The sequence below is a fragment of the Micromonospora sp. IBSANI012 genome (genome assembly GCF_052814045.1).
Window position 1 is genome coordinate 4,316,004 of sequence record NZ_CP199933.1, and the last position, 21,028, is coordinate 4,337,031.

The following is a 21,028-nucleotide window of genomic DNA, read 5'->3' on the forward strand; positions in this document are numbered from 1 at the left end:
TCGAACGCCGCGTCGGTGGCGCGGATAGCGCCGATGCGGTCGAGTCGGAATGTCCGCACGGATCCGCTGGCGTGGTCGCGACCGGTGACGTACCAGCGGCCGTTGTGGAAGACCAGCCCGTACGGGTCGAGGCCGCGTTCGCTGGAGTGGCCATGCCAGGTGGTGTACGTGAGCTGTACCGGGTGTCGGTGGCGGGCCTGTGCCGTGCCAAAACTCGTCGCACAGGGCGTGAGCTGCTGCTTCGTGCCTGTGACGCAGTAGGGCGGGGATGTTGGTTCGGCTGCTGTACCTGAGTGTGGTGCGGGTGTTCGGCTGGTTGCCGCTGGCCACGCGCAGCAAGTCGGCGATGGCCGCAGAGTTGCTGGTGCTGCGTCACGAGGTGGCGGTGCTGCGGCGTCAGGTTGGTCGGCCGCGGCTGTCGTGGCCGGAGCGGACGGTTTTGTCCGCGCTGGTCCGGGCGCTGCTGTGGGAGTTGTGGAAACATCGGATCGTCACCCCGGCCACCCTGCTGGCCTGGCACCGCCGGCTGGTCCGCCGGCACTGGACCTACCCGAACCGGCCCGGACGACCACCGATCAGTGATGACATCCGTGACCTGGTTCTGCGGCTGGCCGCGGAGAACCCGGGATGGGGGCACCGGCGCATCCACGGTGAACTCGTCGGGCTCGGCCATCGGGTCGGCACCGGCACCATCCGTCGCATCCTCGCCCGATCGAGGGTCGGCCCTGCCCCGCGTGAGATCGACACCAGTTGGCGGATGTTCCTGCGGGCCCAGGCCTCCGGGCTGCTGGCGACGACTTGTTCCACCTCGACACCATCACGCTGCGACGCCTGTACGTGCTGTTCGTCATGGAGATCACGACCCGGCGGGTGCACATCGTCGGCGTCACCGCCCACCCGACCGCCGCCTGGACTACCCAGCAGGCCCGCAACCTGCTGATAGATGTCGGCGACCGGATCAACGCCTTCCGGTACCTGGTTCGTGACCGCGACGCCAAGTTCACGCCGATGTTCGACGCCGTGTTCGCCGCCGAAGGCATCGACGTGGTGAAGACACCGCCACGCACGCCTCGGGCGAACGCGTACGCGGAACGCTTCGTGCGCAGCGTCCGGGCCGAGTGCACCGACCGGGTCCTTATCTACAACGAACAGCACGCCCGCACCGTGCTGCGCGATTACGAGGACCACTTCGTCCGGCACCGGCCCCACCACCAGAGCCTGGAGCAGGATCCACCCGACTACGACCCCGACGCGGTCGTCGCGATCGACAAGCCGATCCGGCGACGCCGCGTCCTGGGCGGCGTCATCAACGAATATCGTCGAGCCGCTTGATCCGCCAGGCAAATCTCCAGCACACAGCCTTAAACAGAGTTTTGGCACGGTACAGGCCGGAATGACTCGGCCGAAGCGGGGTAGCCGGCGCCGTGATACGGCGGCGAGGCGTGGACCTGACTCGGTATGAAGGAACAGAGGGTGGCATGACGCCGCCGTCGAACTCGCGGCACCTCCTGCCGGCGGACAGCCGACGCCTATCCGTGGTCGCGTTCGTCGGCATGGTCGTCGCCTACCTGGTCGTGCTCCACGGGCTGGCACTGACCCTGACCAGTGGCCTGGAAACGAGGTACGCCGCGCCCAGAACGCTGGACGAGATGTGGCGCAGCATCACGGTTCCGGAGGCGGTCTCCGTCGTGCTGGTGATCGCGGCCATCTCCTGGCTTCGCTGGTGGCCGCCGGTCCTGCGGGATAACCATCCGGTCCAGCGCTGGGTCGTGGTCGTGCCCATCGGCATGGCGACCTGCGCTCTCATCGTGACCGACTACGGCGCCCTCGCCACCAAGGGCGCCACCTTCACCCTGACACTCCTGCTCTCCGCACTGCTGATCGGCGCCAGCGAGGAACTGATATTCCGTGGGCTCGGGGTGACCGTGTTCCGCTCCACCGGGTTCACCGAAGGAAAGGTCGCCCTGTGGTCCACGGTCATCTTCGCCCTCGCCCACGCCACCAACCTGCTCACCGTAGGTGCCGTAGCCTTCGCCCAGGTACTGACCACCATGGTCGCCGGCTACTTCCTCTACCTCATCCGACGCCGCTCCGGCGGCATCACCGTGCCGGCCATCATCCACGGAATGTGGGACTTCTCCCTCATCTCAGCCCAGGTAATCCCGGGCAAGCCCTACCTCCTCTCACTCCTGGCCATCGTCACCATGGCGGTCCTGGCCATCGTCGTACTGGCACGCCGGCACCACATCGAACCAGTCACCGCCCAGCAACCCTGACGGCCGGTCGTTGGCGCACCAACGTCGGCGCTTCCAACACGGCACCTTGACGCCGACACCCGCTGCCATCACCGACGAGAAGAACCCCTGACCAGCTGGGCCAACTTCTGTCCCAACGTCACCATCACCGTCGTCCGCGCCTTCTGACGGCATCCGAAGGGCGACCGAGTCCTGATCTTGGTCCTGTTATAGACACTGCTTGTCTGAGGGCAACCGACCCCGCTGATGATCAGTAAGGTCCACGCGCATGACCGAACCCACCGCGGCTGCGCCAGCCGGCAAACGCCGGCTCCTCATCGCCGCAGCTGCCGTCGCTGTTGCCGTCCTCATCGTCGCCGTCGGTTTCGCGCTCGGACGTGGCTCTGATCAGCCGGAGGCGGCGAATCGCGAAGCGGCGGCTGCATCTCCCACCGCTGCCGCCACCACCCTGGCCGCCACGCCCAGCGCCTCGCCCACCCCGTCACCGAGCAGCTCGCCGAGCTACACGCCGAAGCTGCCGACGACGATGACGGACGAGGGAGGCGACTGCATCGACGACAAGCCCGACAAGTGTGGCTACTACGTCGCCGGGTCCAGCTGCAAGAACGTCGAGTGGTGCGAGAAGGATGACCACGCCGAGCCGGGAACGTGGGCGACTGACGGGGGTACGGGCCCGAGCGACTGCATGTGGGGGCTGTCCCTGCCGCCGGAATATGGCTTCGATGGCGGCGGCTACGCGACGTCGTACATGGAGATCGAAGTACCCAAGGGCGCCATCTTTGAGACCCGCAACTGCCTCGCCGGGTGGAAGTGGCTACACCCGTAGCTGGGACTCCGAGAACACGACGACGGCCCCCGGTTCGTGCGCGGGGGGCCGTCGCCGTGTTCAGGTATTGACATTCGCACTGCCCGATCCGCGCCCGCAATGCCATGCCTGTCCGGCACGATCGCGGCAGGGGGCCGGATGAGCGGGATGCGCTGCGTGGGTGGCTCGGCCCGGCCGGGGTGAGCCTCGGCCGGGCCGAGCCGGTGCTGCGTCGGCCGGTCGCCCCGATGCTCTCAGCGCCGGTGGACGTGGTGCCGCAGGGGCCGCGCCTGGCGTACGAACCCAAGTGGGACGGGTTCCGCGCCCTCGCCTTCGTCGAGGCCCCGGCGTCTACCTTCAGTCGCGCGCCGGCAAGAACCTGACCCCGTACTTCCCGGACATCACCCGGGCGATCCGCCAAGCCCTCCCGCCGGGGGTGATCCTCGACTGGGAGCTGATCGGGTGGGAGCGGGGGCGGACCAGCTTCGCCCGCCTGCAGCGCCGGATCACCGCCGGACGGGGCCTGCTGATGATGGCGCGGGAACACCCGGCGCACTACGTCATGTGGGATCTGCTCGCCGACGCCGGCGGCCATGTCGTGATCAACGCGCCGCTGTTCGAGCGACGGGCCCGGCTGGCGGAGCTACTCGAGGATGCGCCCGCGCAGCTGACCCTCACGCCGCAGACCACCGACATGGACGAGATCGGCGATTGGCTGACCACCTACACGGCGGCCGGGATCGAAGGCGTGGTCGTCAAGCGGCTGGACGGCCGCTACGAGCCCGGCCGGCGCGGATGGCAGAAGTTCCGGGTGCGCGCGGCGACCGAGGCGATCATCGGCGGGGTGACCGGCAGCCTCGGCAACCCGAGCACCCTGCTCCTCGGCCGGTTCGATCGGCGGGGACACCTGCGCTACACCGGTCGGACCCATCCGCTGACGATGCCCCAGCGTCGGGAGCTCGCGCCGCTGCTGTCCCCACCCCGGTTGCAGCGCCAAGGCATCGTCGCGCACCCCTGGCCGCAGCCGCTGCCGGCGAGCTCGAGCGGGCAGCTGGACCGACCCGAGCCACTGCGCTACGTGCAGGTGGAGCCGACCCCCTGGCTGGCCTCCGCCTTCGCCCCGGACCGCATCGAACGAACGATCAGCGCCATGGCTAACGCCCAGGCCACTGATGATCTACCCGCCCTCGACACCGCAGCCCGGGCGACCATCGCCGACTGCGACGCCAAGCTTGAGCGCTACCGAGCAGCCCTCGACGCCGGAGCCGATCCGACGGTGGTTATCGGCTGGATCGCCCAAACCCAGGCAGAGCGGACGCGTGCCGAAGCCGATCTCCACGCCACACCGAACAAGAGCTCACAGCGGATGAGCCGAACCGAGATCACCAACCTCGTACAAGCGCTCGGCGACATCGTCACCATGCTCCGCGACGCAGACCCGCTGACAAGGCCGAGGTCTACCGTCAGCTCGGCCTCCGACTCACGTACCAGCCAGAAACGCAAACGGTGCGCGCTGAAGCTGATCTCAGCGCGCACCGTGGGGTTATGGGTCGTGTCCGAGGGGCGACACGAACCATTTCCCCACCGCTGGCCCTGACCGGGATCCTGCGGCTCCGACAGTTGGCCGATCCGGCCTGGGCATGAGCCGCCGCAGGGGTCAACGGTCACCGAGCACGACGGTGAGCAGCAGCGGCAGGAGCAGGGCGGCCACCAGCAGGAACACTCTCAGCCGGAAGGCGCGCAGTGCGACGCCCCGCTTCACCCACACGCCGAGCCGGGCGGGCGCGGAGCTCCCTGCGAGGATCGTGGAGGGCTCGGTCGTAACGACGGGGCCAGCAGCCATGGTGTTCCTCTCTGGATCATTGAGCGCCTGACCCCTGTCTGGGTGTCGCCGGAGGGGGGCCGGTCAGCCGAGCCGGGTCCTGAGTCGGGTCAGGGACTGCTTCAGCAGCCTGGAGACATGCATCTGCGACAGTCCGACCTCGTTGGCGATCCGCTTCTGGGTCAGGTGGTCGTGGAACCGCATCGTGAGGATCCGACGCTCACGCAGGGGAAGGGCAGCGAGGAGTGGCCGAAGCGCGAGGCGCTCGTCCACCTGGGCGAAACCGGGATCGACGGCCCCGATGAGCGCGAGGGTCTCGAAGTCGTCGGTGCGGTGGTGTGGCGCGTCGAGAGACACCAGCCGGTAGGCCTGCCCTGCGAGGACGGCGGCCAGGATCTCGTCGACGCCCACCTCGAGCTGGTCGGCGAGTTCGGCGGCACTAGGGTGGTGGCCCTGCCGCTGCGTCAATTCCCCCGTGACGGCGCGCATCCTGCTGTTCAGTTCCTGGACCTGGCGGGGTACCCGCATGTCCCATGTCGTATCACGGAAGTGGCGGCGGAGGGCGCCGAGGATGGTCGGGACCGCGTAGCCGGAGAAGGGCAGACCTCGCTCCACGTCGAATCCGTCGACGGCCTTGACCAGGGCCAGCGCGGCGACCTGCGCCAGGTCGTCGTACGGCTCCCCGCGTCCGACGTATCGGCGGGCCAGTCGGCCGGCCATCGGCAGGTCGTTCTCGATGATCCGGGCCCGGAGCCTCGCGCGAGCGGGATCGTCACGGTCCAGGGCCGCGAGTCGACGCAACAACTTTTCGCGGGTTCCCGGTGCCTGAAGCAGCCGAGTACGGGAAACGGCCGGAAGGGGGATGACCATTGTTCAACGCCCCTTATGGGCTGGTGGCGGCGAGATCGGCGGCCACCGGGGACCCGGGCGACAGCCTCACCGTACGCCCAATCGTCGGGGCGGGCACCGCGGAATCCGTACGGTGGGACCGGACCACCGCAGGGGACGCTCAACCGGCGATGTGCTGAGCCGGCACTCAGCCAGGTCGCCCGGCTGGAGGTTCGGGCGGGAGCGGCTCGGACCCGTCGACGATTGCCTGGGCCAGATCGGACAGTCGCCGGTTGTGGCTGCGGGCGCCGCTGCGCAGCAGCGCGAAGGCCTCCCCCACGTCCACCTGGAGGCGCTCGGCGAGGACACCCTTGGCCTGCTCGATCAGGACACGGCTGTTGAGCGCGGTCTGCAGCTGTTCGGTGAGGATGTCGCGGCGGTGGATGGCGCGTTGCTGGAGCAGGCCGATGGTGGCCACATCGGCCAGTGCCTGACCGATCCGGAGCCTGCCTTCGTCGAGTGCGCCCGGCTGGCTGTCGAAGAGGTTCAGCGCGCCGATCACCTCGGAGCGCAGGCGCATGGGCAGGGCGTGTACCGCAGCGAACCCGACCTCGGCCGCGGCGGCGGCAAACCGGGGCCACCGACCGGTGGCGGACAGGTCGACCACCGACACGGGTCGGCCGGTGCGAAAGCAGTCCACACAGGGCCCCTGGTCGGTCTGCAGCTGAAACAGCTCCAGCAGCCTCGTGCGTTCAGAGGATGCGGCCACCACCTGCAGGGTGCCCTGCTGGTCGGTCAGCAGCAGCCCGGCCGCCGAGACAGCGAGCAGCTGGACACATCGTTCGGTCAGCACGTGCAGGAACTCAAGCACGTCGAAATCGTCGACGAGTGTGTCGGCCATTTCCACGAACACGTCGGACAACTGGATCTCAGCCATGTCACTCACCCTCGTCCTACGATGGTCCCGCCGGCGCCTTGACGGCCCCGGGTCGTGGTCCCTGCCCCGGCCTCACGACGGCCGCAGTGCGGGCTTCAGCCCGCCCCGCCAACCTGTGTGTCCTCCGTGGGATCGAAACGCAGCCGGCGGGCGACCACGTCGCCTGCCACATCCCGGAGGCGTCGGTCGTGGGAGTAGGCGAAGGCACGTAACCGGATGAGGGCCACCGCCGCGGTCACCCCCAACTGGACCGTGACCATACCGGTGGCCTGGTGCACCTCGGGATGCTGCGAGCCGACCTGCTCCGGCCGACCCTCGTCCGGGGCCGACCGGTCGCGCTCCCCGCCGTCCAGCAGCACCGCGCAGGCCGTGTCCGCCAAGGCCAGCGCGTCGGCCAACTGATCGCCGTCGAGGCCGCCGGAGCGCGCGCGGTAGAGGTCGAGCACGCCGAGGCGGATCCCGCCGACCTGCAGCGGCAGGGCGAACACCGCATGGACCCCGGCGAGCACCGCCGCCGGGGCGAACGCCGGCCAGCGGGCCCGACAGTGGGGGGCTGCCAGATCGGCGACCAGACCCGGGCCGCCGGTGATCGCGTCCACGCACGGGCCCTCACCGAGGGTCAGGGTCAGCTCCTCCAGGTCCGAGGCGGTGCGGTCGCTGGCGTACAGCACCTCGCGTGGGGTGGCGCGCAGCGTCACGGCGACGGCGGCGGCGTCCACGCCGGTGGCCGACACCGACACAGCGCAGACATGGTCAACCCCGACCGTCCCGCCCTGGGCGACGTTGGCGACCAGTGCCCACAGCCGGACCCTACGTTCGGAGTTCATCGGCCGGCCCTGACGGGGACGGCCACGCCCCGGCGACGCCAGCCGGGCGGGCGCCCCGCGTCCACCGGGACGCCGCTCGGAAACGGCGAGGCGTACGGCTCGTCAGATCGTCCACAATTGGCTCCGACCCGTCGTCCTGCGCGGACATTCGTCCCGTGGCCAACCGGCAACCCGGGCGACCGCTCACACGCTACTCCTGGATTGCGCCCTCTGCGCGACGTGGCAGCCGCCGGCGCCGAGCCGCGACGGCGGCTGCCGGCACGGTCGCCGGTGGGCGTCCGGAAGCGTACGATGACAGGTGTCGCTCGGGACCCCGGTGGCTGACAGTTCGCCGCTGACGGACGCACCCCACTGATCGAGGTCCCCGTGCTGGCCGCCCGACGCACCAGACCACCTGGTCACCTCGTGCGCCCCGACGGTCGCCGGTCCCGTCGCACCGACGCCTCCGGACGCCGCGTCACCCACCCGCCAGCGCCCATGCCTGGGCTGGCTCCCACCGCATTCAGGCATATCAGCTGCTCCTCGGAAGGTGGCGGTTCGTGATGACCGCACCGCAGCACCATCCTCACCCGGCTCCCCCGGCCACCAGCCGTGACAGCGCCTCCCCTCCTTGGCCCACGCCCGGCCGCCCAATGGTGAAGCGTTCGCGGATGGGCGGCCTGTGGGTCGCCGCCGTGCTGTTCGCGTTCGTGCTCCTGCTGCTCCTGATCTTCGTACTGCAGAACGGCCAGCGCGCCGAGGTGTCGTTCCTCGGTGCGCACGGCCACCTGCCCGTCGGAGTGGCCCTCCTGCTGGCTGCGGTCTTCGGCATCCTGCTCGTCGCCCTCCCGGGCACCGCCCGCATCGTGCAGCTCCGGATGCCGCAGCGCGGTCCCGGCGCCCGGTCCGGCCCTGGTCCGCACTCCCGGACCGCGACCGGCACCGATCGCGCCACGCCGCCGCGCACCTACCGCGAGGACAGGTGAGCCATGCCCACCACTGTGATCCCCCCGCCGCCCGCCCAACCACGGCTGTCCCTCGCTCCCGTCAAAGGCCGGACGGTCGCGGACGGTGCGTGGTGGCCGCGCTCCTGGAACCCGGCGGCGGAACTCCCCGGTTTCGTCCTCGCCCTGTCTGAACGGTATGGCCGGATCCGGCACATCATGCTCAACATCCACACCTGGGACAGCCGGTTCCGTCGACTGACCGTCGGGTCGGACGTGGTCCGAATCGGCTGGTTCGACACCCTGGATCCCGCCCTGCTGGTAGCCACCACCGGCCGCGACGACCAACTCGACCTGCTCGTCGTCCCACCCGACACGGCGCCGGCGACAGCCGAGCGGGCCATGGCCGCCGCCGCCGACCCGGCCAACCTCAGGCGCGCACCCGACATCCTCACCGCCGAACCGACCCCGCGGGGCGCGACCACGACGACCGGCTCCGACGTGTACGCGGTGTGGGACAACGAGGGCGGCAGCCCCGCGTCGGGCGGAACCCACCTGGGCCACACCCCGTCTCCCACCGGAGTGCCCGCATGAACGCTCTACAGACAGCCATGGTGATCGCGATCCTGGCGATCGGCATCATCGGCCTCATCACCGTCACCCGCGCGGTGCGCGTCGTGCAGCAGTACGAACGCGGGGTGGTCTTCCGCTTCGGCCGGGTGCAGGAGGGCAGCCGCACCCCGGGCCTGACCCTCATCGTCCCCGGCGTCGACCGGCTGGTGAAGGTCAACCTGCAGATCACCACCCTCAGCGTTCCCGCCCAGGACGGCATCACCCGCGACAACGTCTCCGTTCGCGTCGACGCGGTCGTCTACTTCCGCGTCGTCGACCCCGTCAAGGCCCTGGTGAACGTGCAGAACTATCTCTACGCCGTCTCCCAGGTCGCCCAGACCTCGCTGCGCGCGGTGATCGGCCGCGCCGACCTCGACGAACTGCTCTCCGACCGGGACAAGCTCAACTCCGAACTCACCAACATCATCGACACACCGACCGAAGGACCGTGGGGTGTGAAGGTCGAACGGGTCGAGGTCAAGGACGTCGCCCTGCCCGAATCCATGAAACGGTCCATGTCCCGCCAGGCAGAGGCCGAACGCGAACGCCGCGCCCGGGTCATTGCCGCGGACGGCGAATACCAGGCCGCCACCAAACTCGCCCAGGCCGCCGCCACCATGGCCGCCGACCCCGCCGCCCTGCAGCTACGACTGCTGCAGACAGTCGTGGAGGTCGCCGCCGAGAGGAACAGCACCCTCGTCATGCCCTTCCCCGTCGAACTACTGCGCTTCCTGGACCGAGTCACGCCCGCGGCGAGCGCGCCGGCACCGGCCGTCGCCAACCGCACCCGGGTCTCGGAGACCGCGCCGATGCCGGACGTTCGGCGCGTGACCAGCGAGCCCGAACCCGGGGCCGCGCCGATGCCGGTGAGCTAACCGCGGATGACGCCGGCCCGGCGACCCGCTGGTCATCCGGCCGGCCGCTCCGATTTCAGCATCACGGCGAGTTCGCGGCCCAGGAGATCGTCATAGCCGGTCGGAAGGCAGGACGCCGGACCATTGATCTCGCGGAGCCGGTCCGCCGCGCGGCGGGCGGCGATCGCGGTCACCCAGGCGACGCCGTCGAGTTGGCGGGAGTCGGGCCTGGGCGCGAGCCGCCACACCTCGACGAACACCGCCCGAGTCACCGCCACGGCGAGCGCCGGGCTGCCGAGGCTCTGACAGACCTGAGCGAAGACGGCACGGACGAGAAGACGGTGGAAGCGGCGGAAGGCGGCCTGGTCCCGGTCGGCGATCCGTTGGACGAGATCGTTGACGGACTCCGGGCCCGGTACGACGTAGCTGGGCGGGACAGGCATCCGATGCTCCTGGGTGGTGTGCCTGCGATCAGGGCACCACCAGGGACCAGGGCGGCTACTGCGCTTCTCACCCTACGCCACCGGACACGTCACCGGGCGTGTCGCGCGTCCACTGTTCATCATCGGCATCCCGGCAGGCGAGCGGCGGTCATCCTCTCCCGGAGCTGACCGGCAGCCCAGCCGGCGGTCCAACGGCACCGTCCGTGACAGCCCTCGTGGGCCGTCACGGACGGTGTCTATCAATGCCGGTACCTCCGGCCAGGTCGGAACGCCCTGGGTTACCGCGCCGCGCCCTTCAGCACGGTGCGGCCCGTTCGCCGTACCCGGCGCCGACGAGAACCTCGAAGCCGCTGGGGACGGTGGCGCTCCTGGAGGTGACGTCGCGACGCCGGCGGGTCAGGTCATGGCCGGCCGCAGCGAACGCCATCCCGAGCAGCGCATGTTGGGCGAGGCCCAGCGCGCGGCTCGGACGAATGTCAGCGGGAGCCGGGCAGGCAGTTCACCCGACCAGCGGATGTGGTCATTCGCATCATCGCCTTCCGATCGGCTCGGGCGTCCGCCCGGCCAGCGGCACCACCACCACCGGGCACGACGCGTGCTGGACGCAGTGCTGGCCGACCGAACCGAGCAGTATCCCGGCGAAGGCGCCGTGTCCTCGGCTGCCCACCACCAGCAACTGCGCCCCACCCGCCGCGTCGAGCAACACCTGGGCGGGATGGCCGTGCAGCACGCGGGTCAGGATCTGGACGGTCGAACCCTTCGCGGCCTCGTCCGCGACCGTCTCCGCGAGGACCTTCTCGGTGACCGCGGCGATGCTGACGTCCTCGAACACGGCCGGCGACCAGCCGTACGCGAATCCGTACACCGCCGGGTCCTGCCACGCGCTCACCGCCTCCACCCGCGCGTCGGTCAGCTCCGCCTGGGTCATCGCCCACCGCAGCGCCGTCCTGGATCCCGGCGATCCGTCGACCCCGACGACGATGCGCCGGTCATGCTCCGCAACCTGGTTCATCTCGACCTCCCCAGCGCTCTTGCCCGCGTCCTCCATGGCAACCATCCGGCCCTACTTGAGCCAGGCGGTGCGTCGCACGAACGGGATCCCGGCCCAGATGGCGCCGAGTCCGAGGGTGCTGCCGGCGCCCAGCAGGGCCAGGACGATCAGCACGGCGGCGTAGATGAGGTGGTCGTCCATGAACGGATTGTTGACCGGCGGGAGGACCGCGGTCCACATCATCAGGGTCAGCAGCGCTCCGCCACCGGCTGCCAGCCGCATCGCCACGCCCAGGATCAACGCGCCGCCGATGGCGAGCAGCGCGCCCATGAACAGCAGGTCGGTCAGGCCGGTGCCAGCGATCGAGTGGTAGAAACCCGTGAACGGGCCCCTGGTGGCGGATCCCAGGAATCCCTCCGTGGGGCTGCCACCGTTGACCCAGGACTTCGCGGCGGTCGTCTCGTGCCCCAGGCCGAACATCTTGTCCAGGAACGCCCACAGGAAGATCCAGCCCAGCGCGAGCCGGATGCCCGCGAGCAGATACCGCACCGGCGCGCTGAGGTGTGGGCCGACCTCGGTCCTGGCGGTCGGCGCCGATCCACGGCCGCGGTCGGTGGCGATACCGATCGGCCTGACCTGCTCCCCCGCGGGCTGAAGTCCGGCAACGTCCGGCACCAGCGGTGCCAGCCCGGCGCTCGGTACGGAGGTGCGTACGGTGCTGCTGTGGTCCTTGGCGATGTAGGCCATCGCGCTCACGATCCTTCGATGCTCATCGAGCAGTCCCACGACGCGAACGGCCGTGGGTAAGTCGTTTGGTCTGGCCAGTGAATCCGTGCCACAACGGGTCGGTCGGCCGCGCGCAGCGCGGTGCGACAGCAACGGAAACTAGTCGGCTCGTGGGCGGATCGACGGCGGCGGGCGGTCAGCCACCGGGGGCCCGAGCGACACCCTCACCATACGCGCAGTCAGCGGGAAAGGCACCGCGCGAACGGGGACGCATCGACCGGGCTGGTCCGGAAGCGGGTCCAATCCGATCATCGCCGCCAGCGGTGCGGGAGCGTAGGCTACGGGTGTCGCTCGGGACCCCGGTGGCTGACAATTCACCGCTGGTGCACCCGCCCTCGGTTGAGGTCCCGATGGCGGCCTGTTCCCGTTCTGGGACGCAATCGCGGCGCGACGTCGCGGACCACTCCCGCCACCGGCCTCGCCGGTCGAGCCGGGCGCAATGAACCGATGCCACCAACCGCTGGGCCTCGGGCCGCGCCATGACCGAGCGAGACTCGTGACCGGCACCGCCCGGCGCCACAGAGATCCACGAAGGGACGCTGTCGTGCCGACGCAGACTCAACCGACCGACGCTCGGGCCGTGACCCAGGCGCTGGTCGGAGCAGCAACCGTGGCGGGCTACGCGCCGTCGATCCACAACACCCAGCCCTGGCGGTGGCGGGTGGGCGGGACCAGGTTGGGCCTCTTCGCCGACGGCGCCCGGGCGCTCGCCGTCACCGACCCCGACGCCCGGCTCGCGACGCTGAGCTGCGGGGCCGCCCTGCAGCACGCCCGGATCGCCCTGGCGGCCCAGGGCTGGCGCGCCATCGTGACCCGGATCCCCGACCCCACCGAACCCGAGCATCTCGCGCAGCTACGCGTCGTCGGGCGGGCGCCGGTCGAACTGCAGGCCGTCCGCCGTACGCACACGATCCGGCTACGGCACACCGATCGCCGCCCGGTGACCGGACCGCCGGTCGGGTCCGACGACCTGCGCGCCATTGCCGACGCGGTACAGGCCGAAGGCGCCTGGCTGCACATTCTGCGACCAGACCAGGTGATGGACCTCGCCGCCGCAGCCGGTCACGCCCAACAGACGGAGACCGCCGATCCGGCGTGGCAGGCGGAGCTGGCGTACTGGACCGGTGGCACCCGACCAGCGGGCGTCGGTGTTCCCGACGACACGATTCCCCTCCGTGCTCCGCAGACGACCGTGCCCGGCCGCGACTTCGGCCACCACGGCGACCTGTCCGTGAGCACCGGGCACGACCGCAATGCCGGGTACGGGGTGCTCTACGGTCCCAACGACCAGCCAGTGGACTGGCTGCGCGCGGGCGAAGCCCTGTCGTCGGCCTGGCTCACCGCGGTCGAACTGGGGGTGTCCGTCCTGCCGCTCAGCGCCACCGTCGAGGTGGCCAGCACCCGCCAGACCGTGCGGCGGCTGGTGGCCGACCTCGGCCATCCGTACCTGGTGGTGCGTCTGGGGATGCTCGACAGCGACAACGCCGGGCCGCCGCACGCGCCGCGACTGCCCGCCCGACAGAGCATCGACCGGCTGCGGCCGAAGGCACTCAGTCCCGGCCCAGCCGCGGGCGACAGCTCCTCCACCCCGAAGGGTCGCGGCCGACATGACCCCACATCACCACCGACACCCCGCTAACCAGTACCGGCACGATCACCGCACCTCCGGACAACGCCTGGCCGACTCGGTCACCTCGGTGTTCGGGTCCTGGCGGTTCATCATCGTCCAGACCGCCGTCGTCGCGGTCTGGCTAGCCATCAACGTCGTCGCCGTGCTGTACCGCTGGGATCCCTACCCGTTCATCCTGCTCAACCTGCTCTTCTCCACTCAGGCCGCCTACGCCGCCCCACTGATCCTGCTCAGCCAGAACCGCCAGGCCGACACCGACCGGGTCAAGGCCGAACACGACTACCAGGTCAACCAGCTCGCTCTGCAATACCTCATCGTCTGGCATCGCGACGCCCACGGCGCGGACTGCGACTGCGTACGGCGGGCCGAGCCGATCGTCGAGGGGATGCTGACCGCGTTGGCCCGCGAACTGTGACGCGGGTCCGTCTCGGCACGAAGGTCGGCGGGATCGACCGTCGGACTCTCCCGGGCCGGCGGCGGCGAGAGCAGAGAGGTGGGCGAGCGGGCTTCGCGGCGGTCGCCACTCGAGGAACATCGCCGTGGCGTCGTCCTGGAGTTCGTCGCCCTGGTGCGCCATGACGGCGCGCACCAGGAATAGGGCCCAGTTCCACGTGGACACGTGGAACCTCCATCGAAAGGACACGGGCCTACGTCACACTGCGTGGTGCCACAGTATGCGCAAGAGTGAGCCGCAGTACATGGCGGCGGCTGATCCTGCTCTTCGAACTGAGGGTGCGGCTGGCACCGAGGAAGTCCACCGCCGGGTCAGGCGTGGGCGGCTGGTTCGGTGGACTTCGTGGTAGGGCCGTCGCTCGGTCCGCCGTCGGCTGGCTCGGTCTGCGCTGCGTCGGCGGCGCGGGCGGGGGCTACCGCCTGCAGCCGGCGGACGTCCCGGCTGGCCAGCATGCCGAGGACCGAGAGCACCACCAATGTCGCCAGGATCAGCAGCGTGTCGTGGGTGCCGATCGCCGCGGCGACCGGTCCGACCGCGATCTGGCCGAGTGGGATGGCGACCCATGACCCCAACATGTCGTAGGAGTAGACGCGGGCCAGTCGATCGGCCGGGATGTGCTGCGCGATCGACGTGTCCCAGACCACCGCGAACTGTTCGACGGCGATGCCGACCGCCACTCCGGCCGACAACAGCACGACGATGGTGGGCGCCAGGGCCAGCCCCAACAGCAGGAACGACTCGGCCAACATGCAGGCCACCCCGAGCAGCAGCAGCCGGCGCACCCGGATCCGCAGGGCGATCAAGCCGCCGACGACCATTCCGGCGGTTTCCGCCGCCAACACCACGCCCCAGGCGCTACGGCCGATCGTCTCGTCCGCGACGGCCGGGCCGAGCACGTTCACGCCGCCGGCGAGGGCCGCGTTGAGGATCATGAAGCCGAGCACCACCACCCAGACCCAGGTCCGTGCGGTGAATTCCGTCCAGCCCTCCCGGAGGTCGGCGACGATGCTCGTGCGGGTGCTCGTCGCCTGCGGTGCAGCGATCCGGACTCCGGTGAACGCGACAGCCGCGATAGCGAAGGTGAGTGCGTCGACGGCGAGGCCCCAGCCGGGCCCGACGGCGGCCACCAAGAGGCCACCGAGCGCAGCACCACCGATCATGCCCGCGTTGATGCCGAGCCGGATGAGCGCGTTGGCCGGCTGGATCAGCTCCGGCGGCACGGTCTGCGGTGTCGCGGCGGCTGAGGCTGGCTGGGACAGGGCGCTCACGATGCCGTTGGCCGCACCGAGCGCCAGCAGCAGCGGGATCGTCGCCGTGCCAGTGAGCACCAGGGCGGCCACCGCCGCCTGCGTCAGCGAGCCCAGCACATTGGAGCCGACCAGCACCAGCCGGCGCGGAATCCGGTCGGCCACCACCCCGCCGAAGAGGACGAACAGCACGGTCATCAGCGATCTCGCGCCGACCACCAGGCCCAGGTCGCGCACCGAGCCGGTCAGATCGAGTACGGCGAAGGCCAGCGCGATGGGAGCGACACCGTTGCCCAGCATGTTGACCAGCCGGCCAGCAGCCAGGTATCGGAACGCGCCATACCTCAGCGGAGCCAGCACCGAATCCTCCATCCGGAACAGGACAACGATCAACGTGGAGCAGTTCGAGGTCACCGAGCCCTTCGGCCCGCCCTCGGCTGAGGTGTCCGAGCCCGCAGGGTCGAACGCGGCGGTGGCCCGCGCGCGGGTGGTGCAAGGGACACCCGTAATGATCGGCTGTCGGTGCCCTTCGATCGAGCCGATCTCCCAAGAGCAGAAAGGGCGGTGCGGCAGACGACCACGGATGGGCTGCCGAACCGAGCCCGTGGATACCCGATGACGTCAAGCGCACCACATTCGACCGAGATGCCACGGTCGCTCACCGCGGTGCAGGCGCCATGCCTGCGGCTACTCATGATCGACGCCATCTGCTGGGCGTCGGCGGCCGACTTCGGCACACTCATCTCGGCATGATCGGACGGCACCGCAACACGCGCAGATCGCGCACGGCACTCGTGGCAGGCGGGCTCGTGCGGCCTCACATCCGGGGTTTCAGCACGTCGACCTCGCAGCCTCGCGCGGCCGGGTCGAAGCCGTGTTCTACCAGCCAGCGGATCGCCAGCAGGCTTCGCAATGACCACCACGCGCGGATGACGTCGAGGTCGACGTCGGTGCCGTAGCCGGCGAGGACGTCGCCGAGGTGCTCCTCGTGTCCGAGCGTCAAGATGGCGAGGTCGTACAGGGCATCGCCCTGGCCCGCCTCGGACCAGTCGAGAACGCCGGTGATCTCGTCGTCGTCGACGAACACATGGGCGGTCTGCAGGTCGCCGTGCATGAACACCGGAGTCCACGGCCGAAGCGCAGCCTCGGCAACCCGGCGGTTGCGCGTGACCAGGTCAGCGGGAAGGACGCCGTTCGTGACGAGCCACTCGCATTCGCCGTCGAGGCGCGATGCCAACTCGTCGAGGCGGCGACCGGGCCAGGGCGGCAACGGCGCGTCGTGCAGCATCCGTGCGGCGGCACCGGCCGCGGCCCACGCCGCCGGCGACGCGGTCGACGGCTCGCCGAGGCGGCCGAGCGCCGTCCCGGGGAGGGCGGCGAGCGCGAGCACGGGCGGCTTGCGCCACAGGATCTCCGGATTAGGGACCGGCGCCATGGCCATCGCCTCGACCTCGACATCGGTGCCGGTCTGATCAGCGTCGATCTTCAGGAACACGTCGTCGACGCGCAGGGTCGCGCGCTCGTGGTGGGCGACGACGACCTCGACCTCTTCCACGTCGGCCAGTGTCGCGGAGATGACCACCGACGTCACCGGTTTATTGCGTGCGACTGCGCGGTCGACTGCGTCCCGCTGCCCGGTCGCCTGCCCGACTCGCTCACATCGGCACGAGCGCGCACCCCGCCCACCGATCAGTCTGCCGAAGCGACGTACGGAGCGTGGTGATCGCCGGCGCACTGCAGTGCACGACAGACAGGCAGAAGAGGATGTCTGCATCGATCAGTAAAGCCACCGGTCGAGCACTGCGGGCCAGAAGTGGGTTGCATGGTCGCCGTCCCCGAACGCGGGCGGGTCAAGGGCCCTGATCCGCTCCAACAGGTCGGCGAGCTCCGCGAGCGCTTCCTCTTCGGCCTGTCCGTCTTCGTCCCAGCGGCCGATGACGGTTGAGCTGGTCAGCCAGCTACCAACCATGTGCAGCGAACACAGCCAGTGGGTGATCGTTGAGTTGACGAACCAGGTGCTGCCGTCCGACGACCATGTCTGCACCTCACCGGTCCCCGGCGCGGCACCGTACACCCAGTCCAGGTCGTCGGAGTTCGCCAACCGGTACATCGTCGGCTCTGCGTGGAATGACACCGCACTCACGAGGTCATCGATCAGCGGTACGCCACAGGAGACCAGCGCGGCCTTCTGCGGCTCGGGAAGCCACCACGTCGCCACGTCCAGCTCGGTAGCACGCATCACCCGCCCAGTACCAGCCCAGGCCGTGACCGCTTCGAACGCGGGAGGCAACGGAAGATCATCAACGGGCACGCCAATGAGGGTAGTCCGGGCAAGGTTCCAAGCACCCCAGTGTTCATGTACCGGCCAGGCATCCGATCATCGGCAGTTGAGGACATCGCTGGCTGACCAGCGATAACCCGAGAAGGTAGACGCCTTCGGGCACGCCGAAGAGGTCACCGAGCAGGAAGCCCAGGTCAGCCTGGCGCCGCTGAGATTGATCTTCGAGAGAGACAGACGCCCGCAGAGACGCACACCTATGACGCGGCCGCATCGCTGGCGCGTCCCAGCCATCGACCCGGCACCTGAAGTTGCTCACCACTGAGGCTCCGGGCGGGTGAACACTTCGGTCTTCTCTGGGAGGTCACACCGCCCCGTCCGTCCGCATCACCGCACGTCGGAGCGCTCGGCGCTGCCTGGCTCCATTGAGCACTCCGGGCGCGGTGACCACTTCGCCAAGCTGCACCCAATCTGCTCCCAGATGCAAGGCCAGGCCGTCCAGCGGCTCCTTACCGCCCTAACCTGCGCATACTCCCCGAGCAGGCGACATGGACAGCCGTCGACTGCTGTGCAATACGGCTGAGCACTCTGGTGTGAACCGGGACGCTGCACCGCCTCTGACCAGCCAAAACGTGGAACCGCAGGTCGGGGCCAGTGCCGTTCAGAGCAGTTCAACGCTGTTGAGTGCAGTTGCGGGCCGTTCAGTGCGACCTGCTGCTCCCAATCTGCTCCCCCGTGCCGGCAGATCTACCCGGTTGGCGTTCGGGATCACCGCTGCCTGGGCGCCCAAGTCAGGGCAGATCGGGGTATGTCTCGTCGATGGCGGCCGGGGCGGCGACGGCCCGCATCGTGTCGGAGTGGTCGACCGGGTGCTGGGGTCCGACCACGGGAGGATGATCTTCGCGTTCCTTGCACTCTCAGGCGGCGAGTGCTAGACCGTAGTTAGCACTCGCCCCTTGCGAGTGCCAGCCGAATGGGATGAGCCCTCTGGTGGGGCGTACACGTACGTCATCGCAGGTCGGTCCGATCAGTGCTGCACGTCAGCACGACGAGTAGAGGACGACGCAGATGGCCAAGTTGATCGCATTCGGTGAAGACGCCCGTCGCGGCCTCGAACGTGGCATGAACATCCTCGCCGACACGGTGAAGGTGACGCTGGGCCCGAAGGGCCGCAACGTCGTGCTGGCCAGCAGCTGGGGCGCGCCCACCATCACCAACGACGGTGTCAGCATCGCCAAGGAGATCGAACTCGACGACCCCTACGAGAAGCTCGGTGCCGAGCTGGTCAAGGAAGTCGCCAAGAAAACCGACGACGTGGCCGGCGACGGCACCACGACGGCGACCGTCCTGGCCCAGGCCCTGGTACGGGAGGGGCTGCGCAACGTCGCCGCGGGCGCGAACCCGATCGCGCTCAAGCGCGGCATCGAGCAGGCCGTGGCCGCGGTGACCGAGGCGCTACGTAACCAGGCCCAGGACGTCGAGACCAGAGCGCAGATCGCGGCCACCGCGTCCATCTCCGCCGCCGACGCAAGCGTCGGTGAACTCATCGCCGAGGCGATGGACAAGGTCGGCAAGGAAGGCGTCATCACCGTCGAGGAGAGCAACACCTTCGGCCTGGAGCTGGAGCTCACCGAGGGCATGCGCTTCGACAAGGGCTACATCTCGCCCTACTTCGTCACCGACACGGAACGGATGGAAGCCGTTCTCGACGACCCGTACCTCCTCATCGTCGAGAACAAGATCTCGAACCTGACCGACCTGCTCCCGATCCTGGAGAAGGTCATGCAGGCGGGCAAGCCGCTGGCCATCGTCGCCGAGGACGTCGAGGCCGAGGCTCTCGCAACCCTGATCGTCAACAAGGTCCGTGGCACCTTCGCGTCGCTGGCTGTCAAGGCACCCGGCTTCGGTGACCGTCGCAAGGCCATGCTGGCCGACCTTGCCGTCCTCACCAATGGTCAGGTCGTCAGCGACACCGTAGGTCTCACGCTGGAAAACGTCACCCTCGACATGCTCGGCCGAACCCGCAAGGTGGTCGCCACCTTGGACGAGACCACCATTGTCGACGGTGCCGGTGACGTGGAGCAGATCGCCGGCCGGGTCGCCCAGCTCCGCGCCGAGATCGACAACAGTGACTCCGACTACGACCGGGAGAAGCTGCAGGAGCGGCTGGCCAAGCTGGCCGGCGGCATCGCGGTGATCAAGGTCGGCGCGGCCACCGAGGTGGAGCTCAAGGAGCGCAAGCACCGCATCGAGGACGCCGTCCGCAACGCCAAGGCCGCCATCGAAGAGGGCCTACTCCCCGGCGGCGGCGTGGCCTTGGCCAACGCCGCGGTCACGGCCTTCGACAAGCTCGACCTTGCCGGTGACGAGGCCACCGGCGCGAACATCGTGCGGGTCGCGTTGACCGCGCCGCTCAAGCAGATCGCCAGCAACGCCGGCCTTGAGGGCGCCGTGGTGGCAGAGAAGGTCAACTCACTTCCCGCCGGCCACGGCCTCGATGCTGCCACCGGCGAGTACGTCGACATGATCAAAGCGGGTATCGTCGAACCGGCCAAGGTGACCCGTTCCGCGCTGCAGAACGCCGCGTCGATCGCCGCGCTGTTCCTGACCACCGAGGTACTCATCGCCGACAAGCCATAGACGCCCGGCGTCGGCTTGCCGGGCAGCGACGACCTTCGGGGCTGTCACAGACCGGGGCCGGCCAGTGCGGCTGCGTGCCGCACTCGCCGGCCCCGTCAAGGGATTGAGCTGTCGTGCCGTCAGGGACGGCAGGGTGGATCTGGAATCAGGCGGCGACGGTGAGATGGTTCTTGACGCTGGTCACGCCGGAACCTGACCACGACACCTTCTCGGCCTGACGGCGTTCGGCCCACGATCGCACGGACCCGCGCAGCGTCACCTCCGCGCCGTTGACATCAGCCTTGATCTGGTGGGAGTCGAGCTGGGCGTTGCGCAGGATCGCCCCGTCGATCGCGGCTTTCAGATCATCGGACGCTGGAGTGGTCGCGATCAGCCTGATGGTGTTGGCGACCGCGGTGACGCCCTTGAAGTACATGACCGCGCGTGCCGCGGCCTCCCGCTGGTACTGCCAGTTGACAGTGCCGGACAGGGTGACCACGTGATCGCGGACCCCTGCCTTGACCGTGTCGGAGGGTACGTCGACCGCCCAGCTGAGCATCTGGTTCGCCGCCTCGGCGATGTCGCTGTCCTTGGCGCCGGACACGCCCGGGTCGCGGACCACGATGTCGTCGGTGACGGCCTGGACGCCGGCTACTCGCATGGCCGCCCGTTTCGCCGTATGCCGCTCGGGCAGGCTGCCCACGTCGCCGGAGAGTG

The 21,028-nt window shown here is 69.5% G+C and carries 22 protein-coding genes and 1 pseudogene; 10 read left to right on the forward strand and 13 right to left on the reverse strand.

Annotated elements, in window-relative coordinates; genetic code table 11:
• Positions 1-80: 80 nt before the first annotated feature.
• A pseudogene (locus tag ACTWM8_RS19900) lies at positions 81-356 on the reverse strand (WYL domain-containing protein); the annotation flags it as partial.
• A 442-nt stretch (positions 357-798) separates the two neighbouring features.
• Here ACTWM8_RS19900 and ACTWM8_RS19905 point away from each other — a divergent pair.
• The 4 genes from ACTWM8_RS19905 to ACTWM8_RS19920 all read left to right on the forward strand — a co-directional run bounded on the left by ACTWM8_RS19905 (position 799) and on the right by ACTWM8_RS19920 (position 4,657).
• Positions 799-1,332, forward strand: a complete 534-nt coding sequence (locus tag ACTWM8_RS19905) for an integrase core domain-containing protein (RefSeq protein ID WP_446210372.1) — start codon at positions 799-801, stop codon at positions 1,330-1,332.
• 146 nt (positions 1,333-1,478) lie between these two features.
• Positions 1,479-2,276: a CPBP family intramembrane glutamic endopeptidase gene (locus ACTWM8_RS19910; RefSeq protein ID WP_446210373.1), complete on the forward strand. Its 798-nt coding sequence runs from the start codon at positions 1,479-1,481 to the stop codon at positions 2,274-2,276.
• A gap of 247 nt (positions 2,277-2,523) precedes the next feature.
• On the forward strand, positions 2,524-3,081 hold the full coding sequence (locus tag ACTWM8_RS19915; protein WP_446210374.1) for a hypothetical protein: 558 nt from the start codon (positions 2,524-2,526) through the stop codon (positions 3,079-3,081).
• A 286-nt stretch (positions 3,082-3,367) separates the two neighbouring features.
• Positions 3,368-4,657, forward strand: coding sequence for an ATP-dependent DNA ligase (locus ACTWM8_RS19920; protein ID WP_446210375.1), 1,290 nt, complete (start codon positions 3,368-3,370; stop codon positions 4,655-4,657).
• 60 nt (positions 4,658-4,717) lie between these two features.
• Here ACTWM8_RS19920 and ACTWM8_RS19925 read toward each other — a convergent pair whose 3' ends face one another.
• The 4 genes from ACTWM8_RS19925 to ACTWM8_RS19940 all read right to left on the reverse strand — a co-directional run bounded on the left by ACTWM8_RS19925 (position 4,718) and on the right by ACTWM8_RS19940 (position 7,474).
• Entirely contained in the window at positions 4,718-4,903 is a 186-nt protein-coding gene (locus tag ACTWM8_RS19925) for a hypothetical protein (RefSeq protein ID WP_334456674.1), read from the reverse strand.
• A gap of 63 nt (positions 4,904-4,966) precedes the next feature.
• Positions 4,967-5,752 carry a SigB/SigF/SigG family RNA polymerase sigma factor gene (locus ACTWM8_RS19930; RefSeq protein WP_446210376.1) on the reverse strand — a complete coding sequence of 262 codons (786 nt, stop codon included), beginning with the start codon at positions 5,750-5,752 and terminating at the stop codon, positions 4,967-4,969.
• A gap of 166 nt (positions 5,753-5,918) precedes the next feature.
• The gene (locus ACTWM8_RS19935; protein ID WP_446210377.1) at positions 5,919-6,647 is read right to left on the reverse strand and encodes a GAF and ANTAR domain-containing protein; all 729 of its coding nucleotides are present in this window, start codon (positions 6,645-6,647) and stop codon (positions 5,919-5,921) included.
• A gap of 95 nt (positions 6,648-6,742) precedes the next feature.
• Positions 6,743-7,474 carry a GAF and ANTAR domain-containing protein gene (locus tag ACTWM8_RS19940; RefSeq protein WP_446210378.1) on the reverse strand — a complete coding sequence of 244 codons (732 nt, stop codon included), beginning with the start codon at positions 7,472-7,474 and terminating at the stop codon, positions 6,743-6,745.
• 650 nt (positions 7,475-8,124) lie between these two features.
• On the opposite strand from ACTWM8_RS19940, the gene ACTWM8_RS19945 reads away from it, so the two are divergent.
• From ACTWM8_RS19945 to ACTWM8_RS19955, 3 genes are read left to right on the forward strand one after another with little or no spacing between them, the layout of a single operon-like run.
• Complete coding sequence (locus ACTWM8_RS19945) at positions 8,125-8,439, forward strand: lipopolysaccharide assembly protein LapA domain-containing protein (RefSeq protein WP_446210379.1); 315 nt, start codon at positions 8,125-8,127, stop codon at positions 8,437-8,439.
• Positions 8,440-8,442: 3 nt separating this feature from the next.
• Positions 8,443-8,991: a DUF5994 family protein gene (locus ACTWM8_RS19950; RefSeq protein WP_446210380.1), complete on the forward strand. Its 549-nt coding sequence runs from the start codon at positions 8,443-8,445 to the stop codon at positions 8,989-8,991.
• Positions 8,988-9,884: an SPFH domain-containing protein gene (locus ACTWM8_RS19955; protein WP_446210381.1), complete on the forward strand. Its 897-nt coding sequence runs from the start codon at positions 8,988-8,990 to the stop codon at positions 9,882-9,884. The genes ACTWM8_RS19950 and ACTWM8_RS19955 overlap by 4 nt, the downstream gene beginning before the upstream one ends.
• A gap of 32 nt (positions 9,885-9,916) precedes the next feature.
• Here ACTWM8_RS19955 and ACTWM8_RS19960 read toward each other — a convergent pair whose 3' ends face one another.
• The 4 genes from ACTWM8_RS19960 to ACTWM8_RS19975 form a co-directional block, all read right to left on the reverse strand.
• The gene (locus ACTWM8_RS19960; RefSeq protein WP_446210382.1) at positions 9,917-10,306 is read right to left on the reverse strand and encodes a hypothetical protein; all 390 of its coding nucleotides are present in this window, start codon (positions 10,304-10,306) and stop codon (positions 9,917-9,919) included.
• Positions 10,307-10,601: 295 nt separating this feature from the next.
• A complete protein-coding gene (locus ACTWM8_RS19965; protein ID WP_357616540.1) occupies positions 10,602-10,733 on the reverse strand; it encodes a hypothetical protein in 132 nt (43 codons plus the stop codon).
• Between the two features lie 102 nt (positions 10,734-10,835).
• Entirely contained in the window at positions 10,836-11,363 is a 528-nt protein-coding gene (locus ACTWM8_RS19970) for a universal stress protein (RefSeq protein ID WP_446210383.1), read from the reverse strand.
• A gap of 6 nt (positions 11,364-11,369) precedes the next feature.
• Entirely contained in the window at positions 11,370-12,044 is a 675-nt protein-coding gene (locus ACTWM8_RS19975) for a hypothetical protein (protein ID WP_446214602.1), read from the reverse strand.
• A 619-nt stretch (positions 12,045-12,663) separates the two neighbouring features.
• On the opposite strand from ACTWM8_RS19975, the gene ACTWM8_RS19980 reads away from it, so the two are divergent.
• Together ACTWM8_RS19980 and ACTWM8_RS19985 are read left to right on the forward strand one after the other, a co-directional pair.
• A complete protein-coding gene (locus tag ACTWM8_RS19980; protein WP_446210384.1) occupies positions 12,664-13,722 on the forward strand; it encodes an Acg family FMN-binding oxidoreductase in 1,059 nt (352 codons plus the stop codon).
• On the forward strand, positions 13,691-14,128 hold the full coding sequence (locus tag ACTWM8_RS19985; RefSeq protein ID WP_446210385.1) for a DUF1003 domain-containing protein: 438 nt from the start codon (positions 13,691-13,693) through the stop codon (positions 14,126-14,128). The genes ACTWM8_RS19980 and ACTWM8_RS19985 overlap by 32 nt, the downstream gene beginning before the upstream one ends.
• A 350-nt stretch (positions 14,129-14,478) precedes the next feature.
• On the opposite strand, the gene ACTWM8_RS19990 is transcribed toward ACTWM8_RS19985, so the two are convergent.
• The 3 genes from ACTWM8_RS19990 to ACTWM8_RS20000 form a co-directional block, all read right to left on the reverse strand.
• Positions 14,479-15,774: an MFS transporter gene (locus tag ACTWM8_RS19990; protein ID WP_446210386.1), complete on the reverse strand. Its 1,296-nt coding sequence runs from the start codon at positions 15,772-15,774 to the stop codon at positions 14,479-14,481.
• A gap of 457 nt (positions 15,775-16,231) precedes the next feature.
• Positions 16,232-17,005 carry a phosphotransferase family protein gene (locus ACTWM8_RS19995; RefSeq protein ID WP_446210387.1) on the reverse strand — a complete coding sequence of 258 codons (774 nt, stop codon included), beginning with the start codon at positions 17,003-17,005 and terminating at the stop codon, positions 16,232-16,234.
• Between the two features lie 186 nt (positions 17,006-17,191).
• Positions 17,192-17,725 (reverse strand): SUKH-4 family immunity protein, encoded by a 534-nt coding sequence (locus ACTWM8_RS20000; RefSeq protein ID WP_446210388.1) that lies wholly within the window; start codon positions 17,723-17,725, stop codon positions 17,192-17,194.
• Between the two features lie 1,035 nt (positions 17,726-18,760).
• Here ACTWM8_RS20000 and groL point away from each other — a divergent pair.
• Entirely contained in the window at positions 18,761-20,332 is a 1,572-nt protein-coding gene (gene groL, locus ACTWM8_RS20005; RefSeq protein WP_446210389.1) for a chaperonin GroEL, read from the forward strand.
• A gap of 145 nt (positions 20,333-20,477) precedes the next feature.
• On the opposite strand, the gene ACTWM8_RS20010 is transcribed toward groL, so the two are convergent.
• Positions 20,478-21,014 (reverse strand): BON domain-containing protein, encoded by a 537-nt coding sequence (locus tag ACTWM8_RS20010; protein WP_446210390.1) that lies wholly within the window; start codon positions 21,012-21,014, stop codon positions 20,478-20,480.
• Positions 21,015-21,028 lie beyond the last annotated feature (14 nt).

Excerpts from the sequence above, each read along its gene's own strand:
- ACTWM8_RS19975 (WP_446214602.1), bottom strand. The coding sequence starts at position 12,044 with ATGGCCTACATCGCCAAGGACCACAGCAGCACCGTACGCACCTCCGTA.
- groL (WP_446210389.1), top strand. The coding sequence starts at position 18,761 with ATGGCCAAGTTGATCGCATTCGGTGAAGACGCCCGTCGCGGCCTCGAA.
- ACTWM8_RS19950 (WP_446210380.1), top strand. The coding sequence starts at position 8,443 with ATGCCCACCACTGTGATCCCCCCGCCGCCCGCCCAACCACGGCTGTCC.
- ACTWM8_RS19930 (WP_446210376.1), bottom strand. The coding sequence starts at position 5,752 with ATGGTCATCCCCCTTCCGGCCGTTTCCCGTACTCGGCTGCTTCAGGCA.
- ACTWM8_RS19915 (WP_446210374.1), top strand. The coding sequence starts at position 2,524 with ATGACCGAACCCACCGCGGCTGCGCCAGCCGGCAAACGCCGGCTCCTC.
- ACTWM8_RS19970 (WP_446210383.1), bottom strand. The coding sequence starts at position 11,363 with ATGGTTGCCATGGAGGACGCGGGCAAGAGCGCTGGGGAGGTCGAGATG.
- ACTWM8_RS19955 (WP_446210381.1), top strand. The coding sequence starts at position 8,988 with ATGAACGCTCTACAGACAGCCATGGTGATCGCGATCCTGGCGATCGGC.
- ACTWM8_RS19960 (WP_446210382.1), bottom strand. The coding sequence starts at position 10,306 with ATGCCTGTCCCGCCCAGCTACGTCGTACCGGGCCCGGAGTCCGTCAAC.
- ACTWM8_RS19965 (WP_357616540.1), bottom strand. The coding sequence starts at position 10,733 with ATGGCGTTCGCTGCGGCCGGCCATGACCTGACCCGCCGGCGTCGCGAC.
- ACTWM8_RS19925 (WP_334456674.1), bottom strand. The coding sequence starts at position 4,903 with ATGGCTGCTGGCCCCGTCGTTACGACCGAGCCCTCCACGATCCTCGCA.
- ACTWM8_RS19940 (WP_446210378.1), bottom strand. The coding sequence starts at position 7,474 with ATGAACTCCGAACGTAGGGTCCGGCTGTGGGCACTGGTCGCCAACGTC.
- ACTWM8_RS19910 (WP_446210373.1), top strand. The coding sequence starts at position 1,479 with ATGACGCCGCCGTCGAACTCGCGGCACCTCCTGCCGGCGGACAGCCGA.
- ACTWM8_RS19945 (WP_446210379.1), top strand. The coding sequence starts at position 8,125 with ATGGGCGGCCTGTGGGTCGCCGCCGTGCTGTTCGCGTTCGTGCTCCTG.
- ACTWM8_RS19935 (WP_446210377.1), bottom strand. The coding sequence starts at position 6,647 with ATGGCTGAGATCCAGTTGTCCGACGTGTTCGTGGAAATGGCCGACACA.
- ACTWM8_RS19985 (WP_446210385.1), top strand. The coding sequence starts at position 13,691 with ATGACCCCACATCACCACCGACACCCCGCTAACCAGTACCGGCACGAT.